Source organism: Pseudoalteromonas sp. XMcav11-Q, from assembly GCF_040104525.1.
GTDB lineage: Bacteria > Pseudomonadota > Gammaproteobacteria > Enterobacterales > Alteromonadaceae > Pseudoalteromonas.
On record NZ_JBECOX010000021.1, the window covers coordinates 1 to 21,979 of the forward strand.

At 42.9% G+C, this 21,979-nt stretch carries 17 protein-coding genes; 13 read left to right on the forward strand and 4 right to left on the reverse strand.

Annotation, left to right across the window (positions count from 1 at the left end):
* Positions 1-347: 347 nt before the first annotated feature.
* Complete coding sequence (locus ABMY45_RS21910) at positions 348-1,886, reverse strand: adenylyltransferase/cytidyltransferase family protein (protein WP_206473756.1); 1,539 nt, start codon at positions 1,884-1,886, stop codon at positions 348-350.
* A 183-nt stretch (positions 1,887-2,069) separates the two neighbouring features.
* On the opposite strand from ABMY45_RS21910, the gene ABMY45_RS21915 reads away from it, so the two are divergent.
* Positions 2,070-3,095, forward strand: a complete 1,026-nt coding sequence (locus ABMY45_RS21915) for a tetratricopeptide repeat protein (RefSeq protein WP_227387211.1) — start codon at positions 2,070-2,072, stop codon at positions 3,093-3,095.
* Positions 3,096-3,234: 139 nt separating this feature from the next.
* Here the strand turns inward: ABMY45_RS21915 and ABMY45_RS21920 are convergent, their stop codons facing one another.
* Together ABMY45_RS21920 and ABMY45_RS21925 are read right to left on the reverse strand one after the other, a co-directional pair.
* A complete protein-coding gene (locus ABMY45_RS21920) occupies positions 3,235-4,014 on the reverse strand; it encodes a nucleoside-binding protein (protein ID WP_211868640.1) in 780 nt (259 codons plus the stop codon).
* A gap of 73 nt (positions 4,015-4,087) precedes the next feature.
* Positions 4,088-5,401, reverse strand: a complete 1,314-nt coding sequence (locus ABMY45_RS21925; RefSeq protein ID WP_206473762.1) for a Na+/H+ antiporter NhaC family protein — start codon at positions 5,399-5,401, stop codon at positions 4,088-4,090.
* A gap of 435 nt (positions 5,402-5,836) precedes the next feature.
* On the opposite strand from ABMY45_RS21925, the gene dapB reads away from it, so the two are divergent.
* From dapB to ABMY45_RS21965, 8 genes are all read left to right on the forward strand, one after another.
* A complete protein-coding gene (gene dapB / locus ABMY45_RS21930; protein WP_174169061.1) occupies positions 5,837-6,640 on the forward strand; it encodes a 4-hydroxy-tetrahydrodipicolinate reductase in 804 nt (267 codons plus the stop codon).
* A gap of 206 nt (positions 6,641-6,846) precedes the next feature.
* Positions 6,847-7,983: a glutamine-hydrolyzing carbamoyl-phosphate synthase small subunit gene (gene carA, locus ABMY45_RS21935; protein ID WP_045962293.1), complete on the forward strand. Its 1,137-nt coding sequence runs from the start codon at positions 6,847-6,849 to the stop codon at positions 7,981-7,983.
* 16 nt (positions 7,984-7,999) lie between these two features.
* On the forward strand, positions 8,000-11,218 hold the full coding sequence (gene carB, locus ABMY45_RS21940) for a carbamoyl-phosphate synthase large subunit (RefSeq protein ID WP_039495519.1): 3,219 nt from the start codon (positions 8,000-8,002) through the stop codon (positions 11,216-11,218).
* Positions 11,219-11,264: 46 nt separating this feature from the next.
* Positions 11,265-11,741 carry a transcription elongation factor GreA gene (gene greA / locus ABMY45_RS21945; protein WP_010377973.1) on the forward strand — a complete coding sequence of 159 codons (477 nt, stop codon included), beginning with the start codon at positions 11,265-11,267 and terminating at the stop codon, positions 11,739-11,741.
* 156 nt (positions 11,742-11,897) lie between these two features.
* A complete protein-coding gene (locus tag ABMY45_RS21950) occupies positions 11,898-12,494 on the forward strand; it encodes a hypothetical protein (RefSeq protein WP_349289510.1) in 597 nt (198 codons plus the stop codon).
* A 358-nt stretch (positions 12,495-12,852) separates the two neighbouring features.
* Positions 12,853-13,128 (forward strand): hypothetical protein, encoded by a 276-nt coding sequence (locus ABMY45_RS21955; RefSeq protein ID WP_010604031.1) that lies wholly within the window; start codon positions 12,853-12,855, stop codon positions 13,126-13,128.
* Between the two features lie 252 nt (positions 13,129-13,380).
* On the forward strand, positions 13,381-16,179 hold the full coding sequence (locus ABMY45_RS21960; RefSeq protein WP_349289511.1) for a collagenase: 2,799 nt from the start codon (positions 13,381-13,383) through the stop codon (positions 16,177-16,179).
* 226 nt (positions 16,180-16,405) lie between these two features.
* Positions 16,406-17,158, forward strand: coding sequence for a transporter substrate-binding domain-containing protein (locus ABMY45_RS21965; protein ID WP_349289512.1), 753 nt, complete (start codon positions 16,406-16,408; stop codon positions 17,156-17,158).
* 67 nt (positions 17,159-17,225) lie between these two features.
* Here ABMY45_RS21965 and ABMY45_RS21970 read toward each other — a convergent pair whose 3' ends face one another.
* Complete coding sequence (locus tag ABMY45_RS21970) at positions 17,226-17,666, reverse strand: VOC family protein (RefSeq protein WP_010604034.1); 441 nt, start codon at positions 17,664-17,666, stop codon at positions 17,226-17,228.
* A 182-nt stretch (positions 17,667-17,848) separates the two neighbouring features.
* On the opposite strand from ABMY45_RS21970, the gene ABMY45_RS21975 reads away from it, so the two are divergent.
* The 4 genes from ABMY45_RS21975 (at position 17,849) to pheS (ending at position 21,973) form a co-directional block, all read left to right on the forward strand.
* Entirely contained in the window at positions 17,849-19,018 is a 1,170-nt protein-coding gene (locus ABMY45_RS21975) for a sensor domain-containing diguanylate cyclase (RefSeq protein ID WP_174169057.1), read from the forward strand.
* A gap of 123 nt (positions 19,019-19,141) precedes the next feature.
* The gene (locus ABMY45_RS21980) at positions 19,142-20,203 is read left to right on the forward strand and encodes a DUF2066 domain-containing protein (RefSeq protein WP_010604036.1); all 1,062 of its coding nucleotides are present in this window, start codon (positions 19,142-19,144) and stop codon (positions 20,201-20,203) included.
* 1 nt (position 20,204) lies between these two features.
* Positions 20,205-20,909, forward strand: a complete 705-nt coding sequence (gene hda, locus ABMY45_RS21985) for a DnaA inactivator Hda (protein ID WP_010604037.1) — start codon at positions 20,205-20,207, stop codon at positions 20,907-20,909.
* Between the two features lie 83 nt (positions 20,910-20,992).
* Positions 20,993-21,973 (forward strand): phenylalanine--tRNA ligase subunit alpha, encoded by a 981-nt coding sequence (gene pheS / locus ABMY45_RS21990; protein WP_010604038.1) that lies wholly within the window; start codon positions 20,993-20,995, stop codon positions 21,971-21,973.
* Positions 21,974-21,979 lie beyond the last annotated feature (6 nt).

Genomic DNA, 21,979 nt, shown 5'->3' on the forward strand with positions numbered 1-21,979 from the left:
TAAAAAATGAGAACATCCTACTTCGTAGCGAGCCAGGGCCAAATAAGAGGTTGATGAAAAGCGTTCATCCATGAACTTCATCGACATTCGAACATCCATGTACATCAAAACCCGTTGCAGAGATGCGACGGGTTTTTTTGTTGTTTGGGGTATAGAAAATCTCACAAGCCAATCAACACATCGCGAGGTGAACTCGCTCCCACCACAGTATCAGCACAGTAAAACATATAAGCACAGTGCAACATGGTGGAAGGCGGTTTACCCGCCGATGGCTTGCAATGAAGTTCCAGCAAAAAGCATGTACATTAAAACCCGTTTCAACACTCGCTCCCAGTAGATACACAGCGTTAACTCTCATTGAAGTTTTGTATTCTTTCTTTAATTTTAGTGCTAGAAACTCCTTGGGTATAAGGGATATAAACAACCTGAATATTTTGTGGTGCTAAAGCTGCTTCCAATGCCTGCCAGCGGGGTGTGTGTTGCCATTCATCACCGCAGATCACAAGGTTTACTCTTTGTTGTGCGATCCAGTGCGCTGCTCGCTCAGTATCAGCCATTGGTGCACCGACTAAAACCGCTTTATCTACGCATGCTAATGCCTTAATAATACTTAAGCGCTCGTCTTGATCCATTATTGGCGGTCGTCCCTTACTTTTTAACGCAAAAGCATCCGGTGCGACCCCAACAACTAAGTAGTCTCCGTGTGATTTCGCTAACGACAAATACGTTAGGTGACCAGGGTGAAGCAGATCAAAAAAACCAAGCGCTAAAACACGGCACGGCTGTTGTGATTTCATCTGCTTCTGTACGAACTGCATAAGATTTTTTAAAAGACTGTCATGAGGCTTGAACTTTAATAGCACCTTAAGCATGGCATGCATTTTTTTGAAGTTGCCTTTTTTCCACTCAGTGTAGAGGTGAGAGTAGGCATAACAGTAATATAAGTAGGAATCATGCATAATATTCGGGGCGCAGACGATGGTATCAAAATTTGCGTCAGGTATTTTCCAATCCAGCCCATATAATGCTTGTAAGATTTGTTCTGGATACTGGGGATAACAAATTTCTCCAGCAGGTGAGCTGATGCTCACAACTTGAATAGCAGAGAAACGCGTCACTCTATTCCAAGTAAAAGGTACGTCTTGCATCCATAAACCTGATATTGTGTCTCCAGTGCTTTGCTCTGTGGCATAACCGCAAAGGTCAAGCACTAAGCCTGATTGGTGGCGAAAACATCGAGGGTTTATAAGTCCATAGGATTGCGCTTCTTCCTGCCAGCCAAGATGCTGTAAATGTTCGATTGCGCTTTTCATGTGAGACCAGTCGATACCAATATCAACATCTTTATCATTTTCTAAGAGTTGACCTTCACGCTCTAACCCAAGCAAAGTACCAGCCGTAGGAAAAGCATAAAATCCCGCCTTTTTTAAGGATGATAATGTTTGTAGTAATAGGTGTAATGCATTTTCAGGAGTTAGTTTAGTTGAGCTCGCGCTTTCATGTATTGGTACTTCGGATGATTGAACTGCTGCAATGTTTGTCAGTGCGTCATGCTGCAAGCGCCACCCTAGCGCTTGATAGAAGGTTTGAGCGGCGAGTGGTAGTTGTCTGTTTTGTTGATAACTGCGAGCGAGAATATAATAGCTATCTGGTACATCTGGGTGTTTATGCAGCAGTGCTTCAAGCTGTTCAATCCATTCACTCCCGGCTTGTCTACGCTGTGCCAATTGTGCGAGATATAAAATAACCTGCTGAGTAGGCTGTTGTTGATATAGTTGCTGAAATGCTTGCTCTGCTGCTTGGTCTTGGCCCGAAATAAAATACTCGATAGCCTGTGTCATCTTTTTATTAAGCTGTGACTGTGTAATTACTGTGTCTTTCTGCATCGATTAAATACCTTGTTGTGCTGCTTTTAGTTTTTGTAGTCACAGAGTCCATGTTTTGATAACCCAAATGGATTTGATGTGTTTAATGTGAAGTCGCTAGCAATTTTATACTGCTGCACGCTCAGGCATTTTGCCAACCAGCGGAAGCTTCACTATGATTACTTTAAATCAGGAAATCGGAGAGTGAAAGTGCTACCAATTTTAATTATAGTTTCTTCTCTGACAGTACTCGCCCCTGATGAATTGTTTAAGACATTGCAGGTTATTCAAGATTTAAACATCTCTAACCCAACACAAGCAACTCGAGTATATGAAGCAGCGTTACCCAAACTTCCAGAACAGCCTTCTAAAGGTATCTATGAGTTACATCGCGCCGGTTTAGAAGCTGCAATTAAAACAAACGATACGGTCAGAATTCGTGAAATCGTAGCGCTATTTTCCGACAATACTGAGTGGCTTGCGTATTTGCAGTCCGAAAAGGGGCAAATTGCAAATTACCTCGCGATTTATTATCGCCGGATCGGTAAGCCTGCGCTTGCGCAAAAAAACTATGAATGTGCACTTAAGTACTCAACTCACGAGCAAAGGCCACTTATCGTTAATAATCTTGCCGTTTTATATCGAACAACAGGGCAGTTAGAAGAAGCAATCAATATTTTAGCGCCGACATTGTCTGAGGTGAAGGATGAACAACTGGAAGCGGCACTTAACAATAACTTAGCTAATGTTTATTTTGATATGAGTAAGTATCAGCATGCTGCAAGACTATATAGGCAAGCTTTCCTCTATCATCAAAAAGCAGAGCAAGCATACGAAGCGAGTTATACAGGGTTAAATTTATTAAATGTTTACCTGCTTGCCAATCAGTGGAAAAACTATAGGCGCTATATGAATACAGTGAAAACTCAGCTAAGTGCGGTAGAGGATAAAGAATTATCTATTGTGTTTACTTGGCAGGAGCTAATTTTTCAAAAAAGTAGAAATGGCATACAGCCAAATGCAGATCAAGTTGAGTTTCTTATTTCGACTTTACCCATATTGCTCCAAAGTGATTACGGCAGCAATATGGAGAAATATGTATATACATTGCAACTCCCAGAGTTGATAGCATCTTATAATGCACAGCTGTCTGAGCAACAAAAAGTGGCCGCCAGTGTATCGACGGATACTGCACTACCGGAAGTTGCGCTATCTTGGTGTGAGAACTAATCCATCACAAAAAACTATTACCACAACACTGCTCTTTATACTTTGAATGGTAGATGTATCAGTTGGGAGCTGATAAATAATGAGTACCTTTGACTCAACCATCACAGAGTAAAATCAAAGGTCAAAAGCGAGTTCAGAGTTAGAAAGTCCACGCTAGGTGTAGCTGGGGAACAGATTCATTGGTATCTGTGCCAAGTTTGTTACGCCAATATTGCCATTCAACACCTAACATTAACTGGTTGTCAGGCATACCTACCGCGTTGCCTAGATCCCATTGTAGAATTGGCTGCGCGAGCAACCAGCCTTTTACGTCATTACCCAACTCGTTCTCTCGCTTGCCAATATATTCTACGTGACCTGTGAGATAGAACTTTTGCTCGCCAATTGTAAAGGGGTAACCCCATGCGAGATCTATCATCCAACTATCACTTTCTTTAGGCGCACCGCCATGACTAATACCTTGGCTATCGTCTTGATAAAGTGTGAATGTAGAAGAGAAAAAATTGAACCCGTCAAAATTCCAATTTACTTTGACACCAGGCAAGTATTTCATCACCTTAGCGTCTCCGGCTGCATTGAAACCCATCGTTAAGCTAACGTCAGCTATGGCGTCGAAAGAAGACTTAAAGCCAGCAACCTTTGACATCGACAAGCTTGAATACCACTCTCCATAAAAGTCACCATCTTGGTAACCATCACGAAGGTTATCTTTGCTGTAATCGATAAAGAAGAAATTATCGCCGTAGCGATATCCAGACGCATGTTGTAATGAGTAAACCGTTGCCGTTGCTTCGTTTCTGCTAAACGGGTTTTTGAAATCACCATGGTTTATATGTAGTTGCGTTGTACTCCAATCAGCAGCGTAACTAAATGTGCTAAAAGCGAGTGAGGAGGAAATGATGAGCGTGTTGATTTTCATTTATAAATTCGGATAGCGTTAAAAATGAAAGTATAACAAAAGCGCCCAAAGTTGGGCGCTTAAACCGAATAAATTATGCTTTATTTCTTCTTAGGCAGATAACGCTAATGGCGGTGAAAGCTAAAATGAAACAGTAATAAGAAGAACTAGATACGTCCCAAGGGCTGATTTTAAACGTGGCTCCGAGTAACAGTGCCTGTGCACCATAGGGTAAAGAGCCTTGCATAACACAAGCAAAAATATCTAGTAAGCTTGCCGAACGCTTAGCTGAGATCTTTCCATCTTCAGCCAGTTTTTTAGCAACGGGGCCAGCAACTATGATACTTACCGTGTTATTTGCGATACACAAGTTACTTGTTAACACGAGTGCAGCAATACCGAGTTGATCAGCTACTTGACGGTGCCATTTCGCGATAATGCTGGTAATTTTTTGGATTTGTTTGGCTAAAAAATCTAGGCCGCCATTGATACGAATAAATTCAGATAAGCCACCAATGAACATCGATAGCAAGAAAATCTCCTGCATATCACTAAAGCCTTTATAGATATCGTTTAAGAACGCAGCGCCTTGATAGTCACCGGCAAAACCCATACAGCCGGCAAAAACGATACCACTAAAGAGCACCACAAAAACATTGATACCAATCACCGCCAAGACCAAAATAAATGCGTATGGTAAAACTAATAACCAATCAAACGGCTTGGTTTCTACAATCTGCGGCTCTGGGGTTAAAAACACCAAGAGTAAAACAGTCAGCAGTGCAGCTGGTAGGGCTATTTTTAGATTCTCTCTAAATTTATCTTTCATTTCACAGCCTTGCGTTCGCGTTGCTGCAATTGTGGTATCAGAAATAATGGATAAGTTATCGCCAAACATTGCGCCCGAAACGATGGTACCAGCCATAAGTGCTGGATCAATTCCGGTTTTCATCGCGACGGCAACAGCAATAGGTCCAATTGCACCAATTGTGCCCATGGAGGTTCCCATTGCGGTAGAGACGACAGCAGAAATAAGGAACAAGCCGGGTAATAAAAATGCCGGAGGAATAAGTGATAAACCGGCGTTAACCACAGCGTCAACACCGCCAGTGGCACTTGCAACCGCAGAAAAAGCACCTGCTAATAAATAGATGAGGCACATGGTGATAATATTGCTGTGTCCTGCGCCTTGAATAAAAGTTTCGACGCTGCGGTTGATAGTATCTTTATTAAGTAAAAAAGCGAGAACGATGGCTGGTAAAATCGCAACAGGAGCCTTTAATTGATAAAACGCATAGTCAACGCCTTGCGATTGCAAATACAATCCTGCGCCAAGAAAAATTCCTACAAAGGTCAACAGCGGCAATAATGATAGTTTTGCCTTTGTTTGATTGTAATTTGGTTGCATAGCACTCCTCAACAATAAAGCACAGCCAATAGCCAGCTGTAAAACCGCACAACACACCTAATACCAATTGTATTAATTCTCCAACCAATTTGAAGGGTGAATTAGCATATTAGCGTCGTTAAAAATTTCTCATTTAGAACAACTAAATAGCAAAATTTTTGCCTAGCTACTAAAGCTATTTCTCCGCTTCAAAATAGCCCATTTACTTAATGCAATTGGTATAAGGTGAAAATCTCTCAACTTCAATAGGTGAGCGATCGCGGCAGTTTATATGTTTAGACGTCTAAAGTCTAATGTTTTATTATTTTCAACTTAACTGACTATGACACACAGATACGGTAAACTCTACTCCCGCAAAAACACATTTCTATTATCCGGTTAGCCATCGTTGCTGCCTTGTGGATAATCAACATCGCAAATAAAAAAGGGTAACGTATGACAAGAATAGGTATTTACGGTGCGAATGGCAGAATGGGGTTAGCATTGATTGAAGCCTGTTATTTGTCACAACGAGTAGAGCTGGCCAACGCTTTTGTACGAGATAATTCACAATATCTTGATAAAGCAGTTAATCAATTGCAGCCTCAAGCAGACGCAAATATCTGTTTTAGCTCTGAGCAAAGTAAGCTTGAAAATGTTGACGTATTAATAGACTTCACTTTGCCAGAGGGCATGAAGCAGCATTTATCAGCTGCAATTGCCGCTAAAAAACCGATGGTGATCGGTACGACTGGACTGACAGCAAGTGAAATGGCGCTGTTGGTGGAGGCCGCAAAAGATATCCCAATTGTGTTTTCTCGCAACTATAGCGTTGGTATTAACCTGCTACTTAACTTAGTACAAACAGCCGCACAAAAGCTGGCTGACGACATGGATATTGAAATTTTCGAAGCACACCATCGCAACAAAATCGACGCGCCCTCAGGTACTGCGCTCGCTATCGGAGAGGCGATTGCAGAAGCAAAAGGCTGGCAACATGATGAGGTTGCGGTTTACGACCGAAGTCAGAGCCATGAAGCGAAATCTCAACAAGAAATCGGTTATTCGGTCCTTAGAGCGGGAGATATAGTAGGTGAACATACAGCTTACTTCTCGACAATGGGGGAAAGGCTTGAATTAACACATAAAGCAGCGTCGAGATTGACCTTTGCATCAGGTGCTGTAAGGGCTGCGCAGTGGCTAAAAGATAAACCAGCAGGCCTTTATGATATGCAAGATGTGCTAGATTTAAAGAAGTAAGTATAACATTTTGAGGCTTTAAAGCAAAAAAAGAGTTTAATGGCTTATTTTTATAATTTTTGTGATTTGTATTAGACGAAAAGGCATTCATGCTGTAGACTATAACGAATTTGCCAAAATTTTAATAACTGCGTGTTACCAAGCGCTTTGTAGACGGGATGTTGAGCGTTTTGCTTTCGCCCGTTTTTTACTATTAGGAGGTTAACTTGACTAAATCCGCTCTGTTAGTCCTTGAAGACGGCACGGTGTTTCGCGGTACTGCTATCGGTGCTGACGGTATGTCAGTCGGTGAGGTGGTATTCAATACGTCAATGACGGGGTATCAAGAGATCTTAACGGATCCTTCATACGCGGAACAAATCGTTACGCTTACTTACCCACATATCGGCAACACCGGTACTAACAGCGAAGATGAGGAAGCGGACAAGATCTGGGCAAAAGGCCTAGTGATCCGTGACTTACCACTGCTTGCGAGTAATTTCCGTAACGAACAATCATTGAGTGATTACTTGAAAGAACGCAATATCTTAGGGATCGCAGATATTGATACTCGTAAACTAACTCGCATTTTACGTGATAAAGGCGCCCAAAATGGCTGTATTATCGCAGGTGAGGAAGTAGACGAGCAAAAGGCGCTAGAAGCGGCGCAAGCATTCCCTGGCTTGAAAGGGATGGATTTAGCAAAAGTAGTAACAACAGAATCTCAGTTTGAATGGCGTGAATCAAGCTGGACTCTAGGCGAGGGCTTTAAAACGCTTTCTGCTGAAGAAGAAAAATTCCATGTTGTTGCGTACGATTTTGGTGTGAAAAAGAACATTCTTAGAATGTTAGTTGATAGAGGCTGTAAGTTAACCGTTGTTCCAGCAGAAACCTCCGCTGCTGACGTACTTGCATTAAACCCTGATGGTATCTTCCTATCAAATGGCCCTGGCGACCCTGAGCCATGTACTTATGCCATTGAAGCAATCAAAGCATTTTTAGAAACAGATACACCTATTTTTGGTATTTGTTTAGGCCATCAATTATTAGCACTAGCTTCTGGTGCGAAAACAGTAAAAATGAAGTTTGGTCACCATGGTGGTAACCACCCGGTTAAAGACTTAGATCGTGATGTCGTGATGATCACTGCACAAAACCACGGTTTTGCTGCTGATGAAGCAACGCTTCCTGATACGCTACGTGCAACGCACAAGTCACTGTTCGATGGCACACTGCAAGGTATTCACCGTACTGATAAGCCAGCGTTTAGCTTCCAAGGTCACCCTGAAGCAAGTCCTGGTCCACATGATGCGGCACCGCTATTCGACCATTTCATTGAATTAATGCAATCTCGCAACGCTTAATTAGACCGGAGTAATAATGCCAAAACGTACCGACATAAAAAGCATTCTGATTTTGGGCGCAGGCCCAATCGTTATCGGCCAAGCATGTGAATTCGATTACTCTGGTGCTCAGGCCTGTAAAGCGCTTAGAGAAGAAGGCTATAGAGTTATTCTTGTAAACTCTAACCCTGCGACTATCATGACTGATCCTGAAATGGCGGATGCAACTTACATCGAGCCTATTCACTGGGAGGTGGTAGAAAAGATCATCGAAAAAGAAAAGCCTGATGCGGTGCTGCCTACTATGGGTGGCCAAACAGCTCTTAACTGTGCGCTAGACCTAGATAAGCACGGTGTGCTTGCTAAACATGGCGTTGAGCTAATTGGTGCGACTGCAGATGCAATCGATAAAGCGGAAAACCGCGAGCGTTTTGACGCGGCGATGAAAAATATTGGCTTAGAATGTCCTCGTGCTGAAATTGCACACTCAATGGATGAAGCGCACGATATCTTAACTCGTATCGGGTTCCCATGTATTATTCGTCCTTCATTCACGATGGGCGGCACCGGTGGTGGTGTTGCGTATAACATGGAAGAGTTTGACGAGATTTGTACTCGTGGTCTTGACCTATCACCAACAAATGAGCTGCTTATCGATGAAAGCCTATTAGGCTGGAAAGAATATGAGATGGAAGTGGTTCGTGATAAAAACGACAACTGTATCATCGTATGTTCAATCGAAAACTTCGACCCAATGGGCGTACACACTGGTGACTCAATCACAGTTGCACCAGCACAAACGCTAACTGATAAAGAATATCAAATCATGCGTAACGCCTCGATGGCGGTACTTCGTGAAATTGGTGTTGAAACTGGTGGTTCAAACGTTCAGTTTGGTGTAAACCCTGTTGATGGCCGTATGGTTATCATCGAGATGAACCCGCGTGTATCGCGTTCTTCTGCACTTGCGTCAAAAGCAACGGGATTCCCCATCGCTAAAATCGCTGCCAAGCTTGCCGTAGGTTATACGCTTGATGAGCTTCAAAACGACATCACAGGTGGTGCAACTCCAGCATCATTTGAGCCGTCAATCGACTACGTAGTGACTAAGATCCCTCGTTTTAACTTCGAAAAATTCGCAGGTTCAAACGACCGTCTAACTACGCAAATGAAGTCGGTTGGTGAGGTAATGGCAATTGGTCGTAACCAACAAGAATCATTACAAAAAGCACTACGAGGCCTAGAAGTGGGTGCAACGGGTCTGAACCCAATCGTTGCACTAGACGCGCCAAACGCAAAAGAAACGATCATCCGTGAATTACGCGAGCCAGGTGCTGAGCGTATTTGGTACATTGCTGATGCGATGCGTCACGGTATGTCTGTTGAAGAGGTATTTGAACTCACTAAAGTTGACCCTTGGTACCTAGTTCAAATCGAAGACATCTTAAAAGATGAAGCGACAATCGCTGAAGTGGGCATGGCAGGTCTAAACAAAGACTTCCTGCGCCGCTTGAAGCGTAAAGGTTTCTCAGATGCTCGCATTGCCGAAATCGCAGGCGTATCAGAAAAAGAAATTCGCAAGAAGCGTCACCAGCTTGAAATTCTGCCAGTTTACAAGCGCGTAGACACATGTGCTGCAGAGTTTAGCTCAGACACCGCTTACATGTACTCAACGTATGATGAAGAATGTGAAGCGAATCCTTCTGACAAAGACAAAATCATGGTTATCGGTGGCGGTCCTAACCGTATCGGTCAAGGTATCGAATTCGATTACTGCTGTGTACACGCAGCCCTTGCGATGCGTGAAGATGGCTATGAAACTATCATGGTTAACTGTAACCCAGAGACAGTTTCAACAGACTACGATACGTCTGACCGCTTATTCTTCGAGCCAATTACACTTGAAGACGTGTTAGAAATTGTCCGTGTTGAAAAGCCAAAAGGCGTGATCGTTCAGTACGGTGGTCAAACTCCACTTAAATTGGCCCGAGATCTTGAAGCGAATGGTGTACCAGTAATTGGTACTTCCCCTGACGCTATCGACCGCGCAGAAGACCGTGAGCGCTTCCAACAGCTTGTAGAGCGTCTAAACCTACTACAACCAGAAAACGCAACAGTAACGTCACTAGAAGAAGCGGTTGCTAAATCACAAGAAATTGGCTTCCCACTGGTTGTTCGTCCATCATACGTACTTGGTGGTCGTGCAATGGAAATCGTGTACGATGAAGACGACTTACGTCGCTACATGACAGAAGCGGTGTCTGTTTCTAATGAAGCCCCAGTACTACTTGACCGTTTCTTAGATGATGCAATTGAAGTAGACGTAGATGCTATCTGTGACGGTGAGAACGTTATCATCGGCGGTATTATGGAACACATCGAGCAGGCGGGTGTTCACTCGGGTGACTCGGCTTGTTCATTACCAGCACACACGCTGCCGCAAGATATTCAAGACGTGATGCGTAAGCAAGTCCGTGACATGGCGCTGGAGCTAGGTGTTGTTGGCCTGATGAATACCCAGTTCGCAGTGAAAGATGGTCAAGTTTACCTGATTGAAGTTAACCCGCGCGCTGCTCGTACAGTACCATTTGTTTCAAAAGCAACAGGCGTTGCACTTGCAAAGGTTGCTGCACGTTGTATGGTTGGCCAGTCTCTTGAAAGCCAAGGTGTAACGAAGGAAGTTATCCCTCCATATTACAGTGTAAAAGAAGTGGTATTGCCATTCGCTAAGTTCCCAGGTGTTGACCCAATGCGTGGTCCAGAGATGCGCTCGACGGGTGAAGTGATGGGGGTTGGTGAAAACTTCGCCGAAGCATTCGCAAAAGCCCAATTAGGCGCATCAAACACTTTACCACGTGGCGGCCGCGCGCTACTATCTGTGCGTAATGGTGATAAGGCACGCGTAGTTGAACTAGCTAAGACAATGAAAGCAATTGGTTTTGAGTTAGATGCAACGAATGGTACGGCGAAAGCGCTTGAAGAAGCGGGTATTGAAGTACGTCGCGTAAACAAAGTATTCGAAGGCCGTCCTCATATTCTTGACCGTATCAAGAATGGTGAGTACAGCTATATCGTTAATACTACCGAAGGTCGCCAAGCTATTGAGGACTCGAAGGTGTTACGTCGTGGTGCACTTCAGCATAAGACTAACTACACCACTACGCTAAATGCAGCGTTTGCAAACTGTACAGCGAATGAAGCTGACGACAGAAGTTCTGTAAACTCTGTTCAAGAACTACACCAGCGTTTGAACTAAAAAGAACAAGGCCAGAGCGTCAGCTCTGGCAATGAGTGAGATACTTATGCAATCAATTCCGATGACAGTACGAGGCGAAGAATTGCTTCGTGATGAACTGAATCATTTAAAAAAAGTTGTTCGCCCGAAAATCGTTGCAGATATTGCAGAAGCGCGTGAACACGGTGACTTAAAAGAAAACGCTGAATACCATGCTGCACGTGAGCAGCAAGGTTTTTGTGAAGGCCGAATTCAAGAAATTGAAGCTAAGCTTTCAACAGCACAGATCATCGACGTGACTAAAATGCAGAACAATGGCAAGGTTATTTTTGGTAGTACTGTGACTATTGTTAATGTAGATACAGACAAAGAAGTAACTTATCGTATCGTTGGTGACGACGAGGCCGATCTTAAGAACAACTTGATTTCTGTTAATTCACCGATTGCGCGTGGATTAATCGGTAAAGAACTAGATGATACAGTGAATATTCAAACGCCGAACGGCGCTGTTGAATATGAAATCATCGAAGTTGAATACAAGTAATCCTTTCTTTTAAAGCCCGCACCCGCGGGCTTTTTACTATAACAATCATTTCTACTTTTGCTGCTGTAATGTCGTGTAATTGCCATTTCTCTATATTCTTATAGCTTTGTGTGATGCCTGTATATTTTTTGGTACAAACAATTTGAGGAGAAAAGGATGTCATTTGAAGTCGATCAATTCAAAACGCAAGGGTTTGAATTGTTTATATCGAGTTGGAAATCTAAGTTGGCAGGCGCTGGCGCGCAGGACCTCTCCCTGAATCAACATTGTTTTTGGCGTATCATGCGTAGTCGCTGTGCGATTGACCTTAGTCAGCAGAGTGAGCTTTTGCAAGGTGTGAGCTTAGCAAGGTACGATACCTATCTTATTCTTACTGCTTTGTTGTATACCAATAGCTTATATGCAAGTTCTGATTTAATCATTGGCTATAATCTACCAGATCACTTCTTTACCAATAATAGTTCTGAAGCGCGACAAAACCTCTCTCGTGAGTTACTTGATTCGCTCAAGCTCACTCAGCCCTTGTTCTTAGTTGATGAATATTTTGAAAATTTTGAGTTCAATACGATTGCTTATGACAAGCTCAATGAGGCTAATCCCGTTTGGCACGATATAAGCAGCGAATTAGGCACTTTACCCAGCTTAGTAAATACCACCCGCTCAGAGCACCAGCTTTCCTTAAACCTATTACACTTTGTACCGAAGCTTTTCTCTGGTAAGCAGCTTGCCGAGCAAATAAATTATTTAACCTGAGCTTCGAATAATTAATGCCTTTCTAGCAGCTAGTTTTAGCGCTAACTGCGTTGAATTCACTGCCAATAGCCAGCTATTGGTGCGTAAATTCGCCTGGTTATCCCTAAAACTCTCTGGCTAGATTAGGAAATAATTTGATGTAGTTAAAAAACAATGAGTTGGCTCATTCCTTATCCAAACCTCAGGTTATTTAGCTGAGATAGCGTAGGGGTCATACACATCTGACATAGTTTGAAACGAATTTGATTTAGACTTTTAGTGCGAGCTTGTTACACTCGGATTGTTCCCAAAACCAATCAGGCACCGGTTCATAAATGATATGTGCGTATGAGCCGGTATCTTTATCAGGAGAATAACCATGAGTTTATTAAAAAGCGCATTGTTTAAGACGTTGAAAAATAAGTCTACTCAGCAAGTCGCTTCAGTGGTATTGGATAAGGCCATGAAGCAGGGAAAAGAATACCTAGATTCAAGAAACACCAGCTGTGGTAACGATACAGATGAGTTGCTGTTAGGGTTACAGCATTTATTAGCACAAAAACCAAATGACGGTGTTTATTCAATCACGCTATCCACTTATCGAGTGAGAGTAAAAATCACTTCTGGCGCTATTTCCCATATTGATAAGATCTAATTTATTCCACTCACTATAAATTTTTATTCCTTCTTTTCGTCAATTGGTTGGATTTTTAATCATAAAGATCAACCAATTGGGTGTATGTATAAGCTACAACCTTCCCCTTTGGGTACTCGTTTTTAAGATTATGATGGCTTTTCCGTCGAGCCACTATTCCATAAAGTTATATAAAATATATTGTATACATTGTAATTTTAGTGTTAAAAACCTATAACCCAATCGGGTTTGGATACACAACAGGAAAGGTAAATGATGAAAATTACAAAACTCACTTTGGCGTTATCTGCGCTTACAGCGATAAATTCAGCCAACGCACATCAAGAATCACAGCGACTCTTTAAGCCGCTCGATGCATCGGTTCAAGTGGAAACGAACATTTCCCATGGCCATGAGCACAAAGATTTGCATGATAGAGCACCCGTTGCACATACACCAACAAGGAGCATGCCGCTATTATCTGCTAAACACACGCCATTATTGCAAGCGCTGGCAGTGGGCCAAAGTGAAGCGATTGCTGCATGTGATTTAAATAGCTTAGCAAGTGCGAGCAGTAGCCAAATTGTTACTGAAATAAAGCAACAGGGTACGAGCTGTATCAATGCTTTGTTCTCCGCTGACAGCAGCATCCAAACACAAGTATTCACTTCAGATAAAATGTACGCTGCGGCGCAAAATGCCAAGTCGCTTTCGCAAAGCTATTCAGGCAACGGTAGTGCCGACCTCGAAGCGCTTTATTTATTTATTCGCGCTGGCTTTTATGTTGAGTTTTACAATGATCAGGTGGCTTTCGCTACTTGGGTTAAGCCTGCGGTGAAAGATGCATTGGATGCTTTTGTTAGTAATAGCCATTTCTACGACGACAATGATGCCCATGGTAAAGTACTCGGTGAGGCTATTACTACAATGGACTCATCGGAACTACAAGGGCACTTTCTGCCAGTTGTAAAAGCATGGCTATCTAAATGGAATGAAAGCTACGCTCAAAAGTGGAATATGCGCAGTGCGGTAAACGGCATTTTCACTATCTTATATCGTGGTCAGTGGAATGATAACTTTGTCGCTTTGATTAAAAACGATCAACAATTGGTGAGTTTACTAGGGAGTTTCACCGCACAAACTTGGATGGTAAATTCAGACTCTGAATATCTAATCATCAATGCTGCTAGCGAATTGGCTCGGCTTAAATTATACAGTGGTGCAGCTATTCAAGAGTCAGTCGACACGCAATTAACCGCTTTATTCTCGCGTTATAACAGTTATGGTTTTGGCGATGGTGTCTGGTTAGCTGCGGCTGATGTCGCGACCTATTATGCTGATTGTGGCCAGTTTGGTATTTGTAATTTTGATAAAGAACTTGAGACCAAAGTACTTTCTCAACAACATAGTTGTAGCGATACAATAAAGATTAGAGCACAAGCGCTCACCGCTCAGCAATTGACTTCAGCGTGTCAAACCATGGAAGCGGAAGAAGGACGATTCCACACCATGCTGGAAACTGGCCGCTTACCGGTTGCCGATGATAACAATGATTTTCTACAAGTGAATATCTTTAATAGCAGTGCAGACTATAAAAAATATGCCAAAGCCATTTTTAAAATCAGCACCGACAACGGTGGTATGTATTTAGAGGGTAATCCTAGCGATGTGAATAACGTTGCTAATTTTGTTGCATACGAGGCCAGTTATGCAAAGCCGGATCATTACATCTGGAACTTAGAGCATGAATACGTACATTATCTTGATGGGCGTTTTGATCTTTATGGTGACTTTAATGCTCCGACTAAGCCTATCGTCTGGTGGAGTGAAGGGGTGGCTGAGTACATTGCAAACCTCAATGATAATCAAGCCGCAATAGATACAATCAAAGATGGCTCAGTATATACGCTAGCCGAAATATTCAGCACGACGTATGACGGTTTTGATCAAGATAGAATTTACCGTTGGGGTTATTTAGGGGTGAGATTCCTGTATGAAAAACACTTTGATGAAGTGCTCGCAATGCGACAGGAAACGCGACAAGCAAATTGGAATGCGTACCAAGCCCGTATGGACCGCCTCGCATCACAGTATCAATCAGAGTTTGTTCAATGGTGCAACGAGCTTGCCGCTGGTGGTCAGAATAACGCACCAACTTCAGTGATTAATGGCCCATACTCTGGTGACGTTAATCAAGCGATACTATTTTCAAGCCAAGGTAGTATCGACCCTGATGGTGATGCACTCACTTACCTGTGGCGTTTTGGTGATGGCAGTCAAAGTAATGAAGCCAATCCTACGCACAGTTATGTGCAAGCAGGCGAGTATCAAATTAGCTTAACGGTGAGCGATTCTAGCGGTTTGAATCACACTAGTAATACAGTGGCTACTGTAAACGCAACGACTTCAAACAAACTACAGTCTGGCGTACCTGTCACGGTTGCGGGCGAGCAAGATGAACAAGTTGCATTTTCAATCGATGTCGCTGCTGGCACTGATAAATTAGTCATCAGCACGTCTGGAGGTACAGGTGATGCCGATCTTTACGTTAAGTTAGGCTCGACGCCAACGTTCAGCGAGTATGATTGCAGACCATACCAATCCGGTAACGAAGAGGTATGTGAAATCACTACACCTACCGCTGGCACCTATTACATTATGCTACATGGTTATAATCGCTTTGAAAGTGTGCAGTTGTTAGGGGAAATCGTAACAAATTCAACAATAGAGGACGTATGTCAGTCGCAGGGTAGTGTCTCTAATGGTAGATTAGCAGCGGATGAAACAATTTGCCTTGGAAGCCAAGAGCCGATGTGGTTTAGCCTTGAGAATGTAAGTGGTCAACAATCGGTGGTGATCAAAACAGCTCATGGTAGTGGTGATCTTGGGCTTGAATACAGCAATGCAGGATGGCCAAATGGCACTAATGTGGATGCAAGCTCGTTCAATCAAGGTAACCAAGAGTGCATTGAGATAAGTGCGCAATCTGAATATTGGGGATACTTGAAAGTGTCAGGCGCACCAACGGGGGCAGCGCTGAAAGTGTCTTATAACAAAGATGGTTGTCAGTAATTGCCTAATACTAAGGCAGAAATAATGGAAAGTAATTAAACGGGTGATACAGATCACAGTTATTACTTGTTCATAATTTGTTTTTGTTATATTTTTGTAAAATAAGGGGCCTTTGGTCCCTTTGCTCATTTAAAAACATGCAAAAGGAATTAACTGATGTGCCGAGAAGGAGCTAGGCTGTAGTTTTAGACTGTATTAAAAGTTTAGGTTAGACACGAGGCACTCAGTGTTAAAAAAGTACTTTATTGCCATTTCCACTTGGTTAATGGTAGCCTTTTCAGTGACAGCCGCTGAAGCCCAAATTCTTTACGTATATCATCATAAGCCGCCCTATATTATTGATCTAGAAGCGCAAAAAGGTCTTTATTTTGATTTAGCCAAACTGATTAATGCCGTGCAAAAAGAGCTGCAGGTAGAAGTACGTTTTGTACCACGTAAACGCTTAGATAAGCAGCTCGAACAGCAAACGCTCAAAGGTTTTATTTTAGGGGTAAACCCAGCTTGGTTTGATGACCGCAAAAAACAAAAGTATTTGTGGAGCGGCCCGTTAATGTATGACACGGACGAATTTGTCTCGCATGTAGAGCAACCGTTTGAATATTATCACCCTAGCTCATTGTACGGTAATCAAGTTGGCGCCATTGCTGGGTACTACTACCGCCACTTAGATCAAGGAGTGGAGCAAGCCAATATCCAGCGGGTGAACGTAAATTCCGAAGAAGCTCTATTGGAGATGATCCTCAAAAGGCGGGTGAGTATTGCGATCGTCAGTCGCTCTACGACAGAATATCTTGTTGCTAAAAATGGTTGGAAGCGAGTGTTTCACTTTTCTCAAAATCCCCATGAAACCTATTTTAGAGCAATATTGGCGCCTAAAAATTCAGCATCGGATTTTGAGGCGCTACAACAGGTGTTGGATTCAAAGCCTTTCAAAAAGCAACTGGTGAAATTGCTTAAAAGCTACCATCTTGCTTATTGAAGTAAGGGGGAAGGAGCGGTAGTTATTCTGATTTCAGGTTAGATACATCGCTCCGGTGCTTTAGTGATCACCAACTACCCGTGTTTTCCATTGACTGCCAAGGCTCAGCTGGAGGCAACGCATCACCTTGTTGGAGTAACTCGATAGAAATTCCATCTGGAGATTTAACAAATGCCATGTGACCACAGCGCGGTGGTCGGTTGATCACCACACCGGCATCTTGCAGCTTTTGGCAAAGTGCATAAATGTTTTCTACGGCAAAGGCCAAGTGGCCAAAATTACGACCACCAGTGTATTCTTCCGGATCCCAGTTATAGGTAAGTTCGATAGTAGGAGAAAAGCTTTGCTGCGCCTGCTCAACTTGATCAGGGGCGGCGAGATAAATTAAACTAAAACGGCCTTGTTCACTGTCATAACGTTTCACTTCAACGAGACCCAAGAGGTCGCAATAAAACTTCATGGATTCATCAAGATCGCGTACACGTACCATAGTATGTAAGTATTTCATTATGTATTCCGTTTAGACTCTAGTCAGCAAATTTTAAAGTGTTACACATCAGATTGAAAGGTCAACAGACCTCAGGCATCCCGATGAGCGGATAAAAAAGTAATTGATTTCTGGTAATTTTTAGCACTGCTAGTTAAGCTTTTGTGAGATTGAGAATTAACGATTCAAAAGGGCGCTCAACGATGGCGGAACTTCCTGAAGTAATAGATAGCATGACAGATATCGTTTCGTGCTTAAACACCAGCGAATCTTTGGAGCACTTCTTGTTGAATGTGCACTGTATTGTGCAAAAAATTACTTACGCGGACAATTTCTATGTGGTTTTGCAAAGACAAGATGGCGAGTTTGAGTTTCCCTATTTCCATGATGTCAAAGACAGTATTTCGCTCGAGGAATTAAATAGCCTAACTAGCACAGAAATAGACAAAACGCTTACTAGTTATGCGCTGCGCTCTGACAGTGTAAAGAACTATTCTGAGCATGCTTTGATGGCACTGACCGAGAAAGGGGTTATTGAAATGTTAGGCAGTTTCCCCAAGCAATGGCTGTGCTTTCCGTTAATCAATCGCGACAAGCATTTAGGCGCGTTTGTGATCCAATCCTACCGTCGTAGCGATGAATATTCAGAAGCCATGGTGGATTTGTTGTATACCGTCAGTCATGTTATTGCCTCTGCGATGGATGCATTTGCAAACCAGCAAGCACTCATTGAAGCGAATACAGCGCTTAAAACACATGAGCTTGAATTGGAAGCAATGGTAGAAAAACGCACCCATGAACTTAGTGCGAGTTTAGAAGAATTAAGAACAGAGGTCGAAAAGCGTAAATCACTTCAAGAAAAGCTAGAGTTTGATGCCTACCACGATAACCTTACGCAATTGGCGAATCGAAAATACCTATTTAACGAGCTAAATAAAATGTCTGCTCGCTCGATGCGACAGCCAGTAAATGTGTATTTAGGGTATCTTGATTTAGATAACTTCAAGCCGATTAATGATAATCACGGCCATCATAGTGGTGACGAGGTTTTGGTTCATGTAGCAAGACGTCTACAAGAAGCGTTACGAGAGTATGACTTTGTTTGTCGTATTGGTGGAGATGAGTTTGTCTTTGTGATTAATGAAAAAATTGCCAGAGACTTGCTTGAAAGCTTAGCAAATCGCCTTTTGAGCGTGATAAATGAAGATATCTTGCTTACCAATGGTGAGTTGGTAAATGTCGGATGCAGCATCGGCATGGCGGTTTCTGAGGGCGTGGAATTCAGTGCGGAATCGTTATTAAAAGTTGCTGATCAAGCGCTTTATGAGTCGAAAGGAAAGGGTAAGAATCGGGTCTCATTTAGCTTTAAATAACACTGAATATAAGATTAATATTTTGTTATTTATCATGTTTTTATAAAATTTCATGATATTGTTCGTTGTCCTTTGCTTTAAGCAGATGATTGATTTAGGATCAGGCTTTATAGTCAGAAAAACATGGACATTATGATCATCAGGCTGATCCTTATTGCACTGTTTTGTTTTGCCATGACGGCAAAAGCAGTAGAAGTTCAAAATTTATATGAAGCCTCGCTGAGTGTTAGTGACAAATCTCGCGCAACGCGAGCGCAAGCGAGCCAACAGGCATTATTAAAAGTGTTGCAAAAGCTCACAGGTAAAGCCGATGATTTTTCTCACCCTTCTATCCAAGCGAGCCTTAAGCGCATCTCAGATTACATGCTGAGATATGAATATTATGATCGACAAGGCGTAACCAAAATAAAGGTGGAGTTTGAGCCTGGTAAGGTCGAAGATCTAGTCAGAGAAGCCGGCTTACCGCTTTGGGGCAACCGCCGTCCTATGGTCGCGATTTGGATGGTGATCGAAGATAACTTCCGCCGAGAGTTTGTTACGCAAGAAAGCTACCCTCAGCTCGAACGCTTGATTTATGACACTGCGGACGAGTGGGGCGTGCCGGTCGTTGTTCCTCTGATGGATCTTGAAGATCGCAGTAATGTGAGTATCGCAGAGGTGTGGGGAAACTTTTCTAACGAAGTAGAAGATGCGTCATTGCGTTATGAGGCGGAGCGCGTTATCACCGCCCGTTTGTTTCAGCCGCCCCATACAAATTCTTGGCAGCTAGACTGGCGCTACACTGACGCTGAATATTTTGAGCCTGAGCAATATGTCGGTGACAAACAGCAAGTTATTATTGATATGGTGAATCAGCTATCTAGCACTTTAGCTCAGAAATATGTTATTGACCCTAATCTCACTTTTGAAGCCCATCGAACTGAAATTGTGGTTGAGCAATTACGGTCATTTAGGGATGTAGAAATGGCGAAGCGTCGTTTGCTATCTATGAGTACTGTAGTGGATGTCGATGTGATCTACCGTGCGAAAACAGCAGTGAAGTTTGCGATTGAACATACCTCTAGCGTATCAGACTTGCGTAAAACGATTGCATTGGAGCAAAGCTTTAAGGCGTACGAAGACCCGAGAGCCTATTATCAAATCGCAGACGATAACAACCTTAAATACAATTGGGTGGATAAATAGGATGGAATCGCCACGTCAAATGGCGTTGCCAGTGACGCTGCCTGATGACGAAACCTTTGCCTCTTATTTTGGCGGTGAAGCGTCATTGGAAGTAAGCCACTTAAAAAATGGCCTTGCCCGTCGTTTAATCGGTTTTCAGTACACTTACTTGTGTGGGTTGGCAGATTCTGGCAAGTCGCACTTGCTTTATGCCACGTGCATTGAAGCGCAAGAACTTGGACTCTCGACTATTCTATTGTCAATGCGAGAAGTGTTGGATTTTGGCCCGTTAGTGTTAGATGGGCTCGATGCACTGGATGTAGTTTGTATAGACGATGTGCATTTGGTTGCAGGAGATGAAGCGTGGGAAAAAGCCTTATTTAACTTTTTCAATCGTTTTAATGAAAAAGGCAAATGCCTAGTGGTCACTGCCGATCTGTTACCCAACATGTTGAATTTGTCACTACCAGACTTAGAATCGCGCCTAACCTGGGGGACGACTTTTCAGATCCGCTCGATGAGTGACGATGATAAAGCCGAAGCTCTAGTAAAAAGAGCGCATATGCGAGGCCTTGAGCTCTCTGATGAATGTGCACGATTTTTGCTCACGAGATTGAGTCGTGATATGCGCGCTTTACTTGATGTATTGGATAAACTCGATCACGCATCCATGGCTGCGCAAAGAAAGTTAACAATTCCTTTTATAAAAGCCACTTTAAAGCTGTAACAGGGCTAGAATATCGCCTTGCAATTCAGTTATCATAAGAGATTAAATAACAGCAAATTACCTCAGCAAAGATCAGGTAGACAATGAATTTAGAAAATATTTTAGCGCAAGCGCTTGAAGCCGTTGAGCAGGCAAGCGAAATTGCGCACCTTGAGGAAGTTAGAGTTAACTACCTTGGTAAAAAAGGTGAGATCACAGGTCTTCTTAAAACGCTAGGCAAACTCGCACCAGAAGAGCGTAAAGACGCAGGTCAGGTGATTAACCAAGCGAAGACCCAAGTACAAGATGCGATTACAGTAAAACGTGAAGCGTTAGCCAATGCAGCACTTGAGCAGAAGCTAGCAGCTGAGACGATTGATGTGACGTTGCCGGGTCGTACAATGCCAGCCGGTGGCCTTCACCCAGTTACTCGCACCATTGAGCGTATTGAGCAGTTTTTTGGTGAGCTAGGATTTGCTGTTAAATCTGGCCCAGAGGTTGAAGATGACTTTCATAACTTTGACGCGCTAAATATTCCAGAGCACCACCCAGCGCGTGCCGATCATGATACTTTCTATTTCAATCCTAAATTGGTACTACGTACACAAACCAGTGGCGTTCAGATCCGTACTATGGAAGCTGAGCAGCCGCCTTTGCGAATTATCTCGCCAGGTCGTGTATACCGTAACGATTACGATCAAACACATACGCCAATGTTCCATCAAGTTGAAGGCTTGATGGTCGACACTAACGTGAGCTTTACAGAACTTAAAGGAATTTTGCACGATTTCCTACGCAACTTCTTTGAAGAAGATATGGAAATTCGCTTCCGTCCTTCATACTTCCCGTTTACAGAACCTTCAGCTGAGGTGGACGTAAAAGGTAAAAATGGTAAATGGCTTGAAGTACTAGGCTGTGGCATGGTGCACCCGAACGTATTACGCTCGGTAGGCATTGACCCTGAAAAATACACTGGTTTCGCCTTTGGTATGGGGGTTGAGCGTTTGACGATGTTACGTTACGGCGTAACTGACTTAAGAGCTTTCTTCGAAAACGACTTAAAATTCCTAAACCAATTCAGATAAGAGCGA

Bases quoted from the DNA above. Each gene is read 5' to 3' on its own strand.
- ABMY45_RS21955 (WP_010604031.1), top strand. From the start codon at position 12,853: ATGAGTTTATTAAAAAGCGCATTGTTTAAGACGTTGAAAAATAAGTCT.
- ABMY45_RS21950 (WP_349289510.1), top strand. From the start codon at position 11,898: ATGTCATTTGAAGTCGATCAATTCAAAACGCAAGGGTTTGAATTGTTT.
- hda (WP_010604037.1), top strand. From the start codon at position 20,205: ATGGAATCGCCACGTCAAATGGCGTTGCCAGTGACGCTGCCTGATGAC.
- ABMY45_RS21910 (WP_206473756.1), bottom strand. From the start codon at position 1,886: ATGCAGAAAGACACAGTAATTACACAGTCACAGCTTAATAAAAAGATG.
- ABMY45_RS21960 (WP_349289511.1), top strand. From the start codon at position 13,381: ATGATGAAAATTACAAAACTCACTTTGGCGTTATCTGCGCTTACAGCG.
- dapB (WP_174169061.1), top strand. From the start codon at position 5,837: ATGACAAGAATAGGTATTTACGGTGCGAATGGCAGAATGGGGTTAGCA.
- pheS (WP_010604038.1), top strand. From the start codon at position 20,993: ATGAATTTAGAAAATATTTTAGCGCAAGCGCTTGAAGCCGTTGAGCAG.
- greA (WP_010377973.1), top strand. From the start codon at position 11,265: ATGCAATCAATTCCGATGACAGTACGAGGCGAAGAATTGCTTCGTGAT.
- ABMY45_RS21980 (WP_010604036.1), top strand. From the start codon at position 19,142: ATGGACATTATGATCATCAGGCTGATCCTTATTGCACTGTTTTGTTTT.
- ABMY45_RS21920 (WP_211868640.1), bottom strand. From the start codon at position 4,014: ATGAAAATCAACACGCTCATCATTTCCTCCTCACTCGCTTTTAGCACA.
- ABMY45_RS21975 (WP_174169057.1), top strand. From the start codon at position 17,849: ATGGCGGAACTTCCTGAAGTAATAGATAGCATGACAGATATCGTTTCG.
- carB (WP_039495519.1), top strand. From the start codon at position 8,000: ATGCCAAAACGTACCGACATAAAAAGCATTCTGATTTTGGGCGCAGGC.
- ABMY45_RS21970 (WP_010604034.1), bottom strand. From the start codon at position 17,666: ATGAAATACTTACATACTATGGTACGTGTACGCGATCTTGATGAATCC.
- ABMY45_RS21925 (WP_206473762.1), bottom strand. From the start codon at position 5,401: ATGCAACCAAATTACAATCAAACAAAGGCAAAACTATCATTATTGCCG.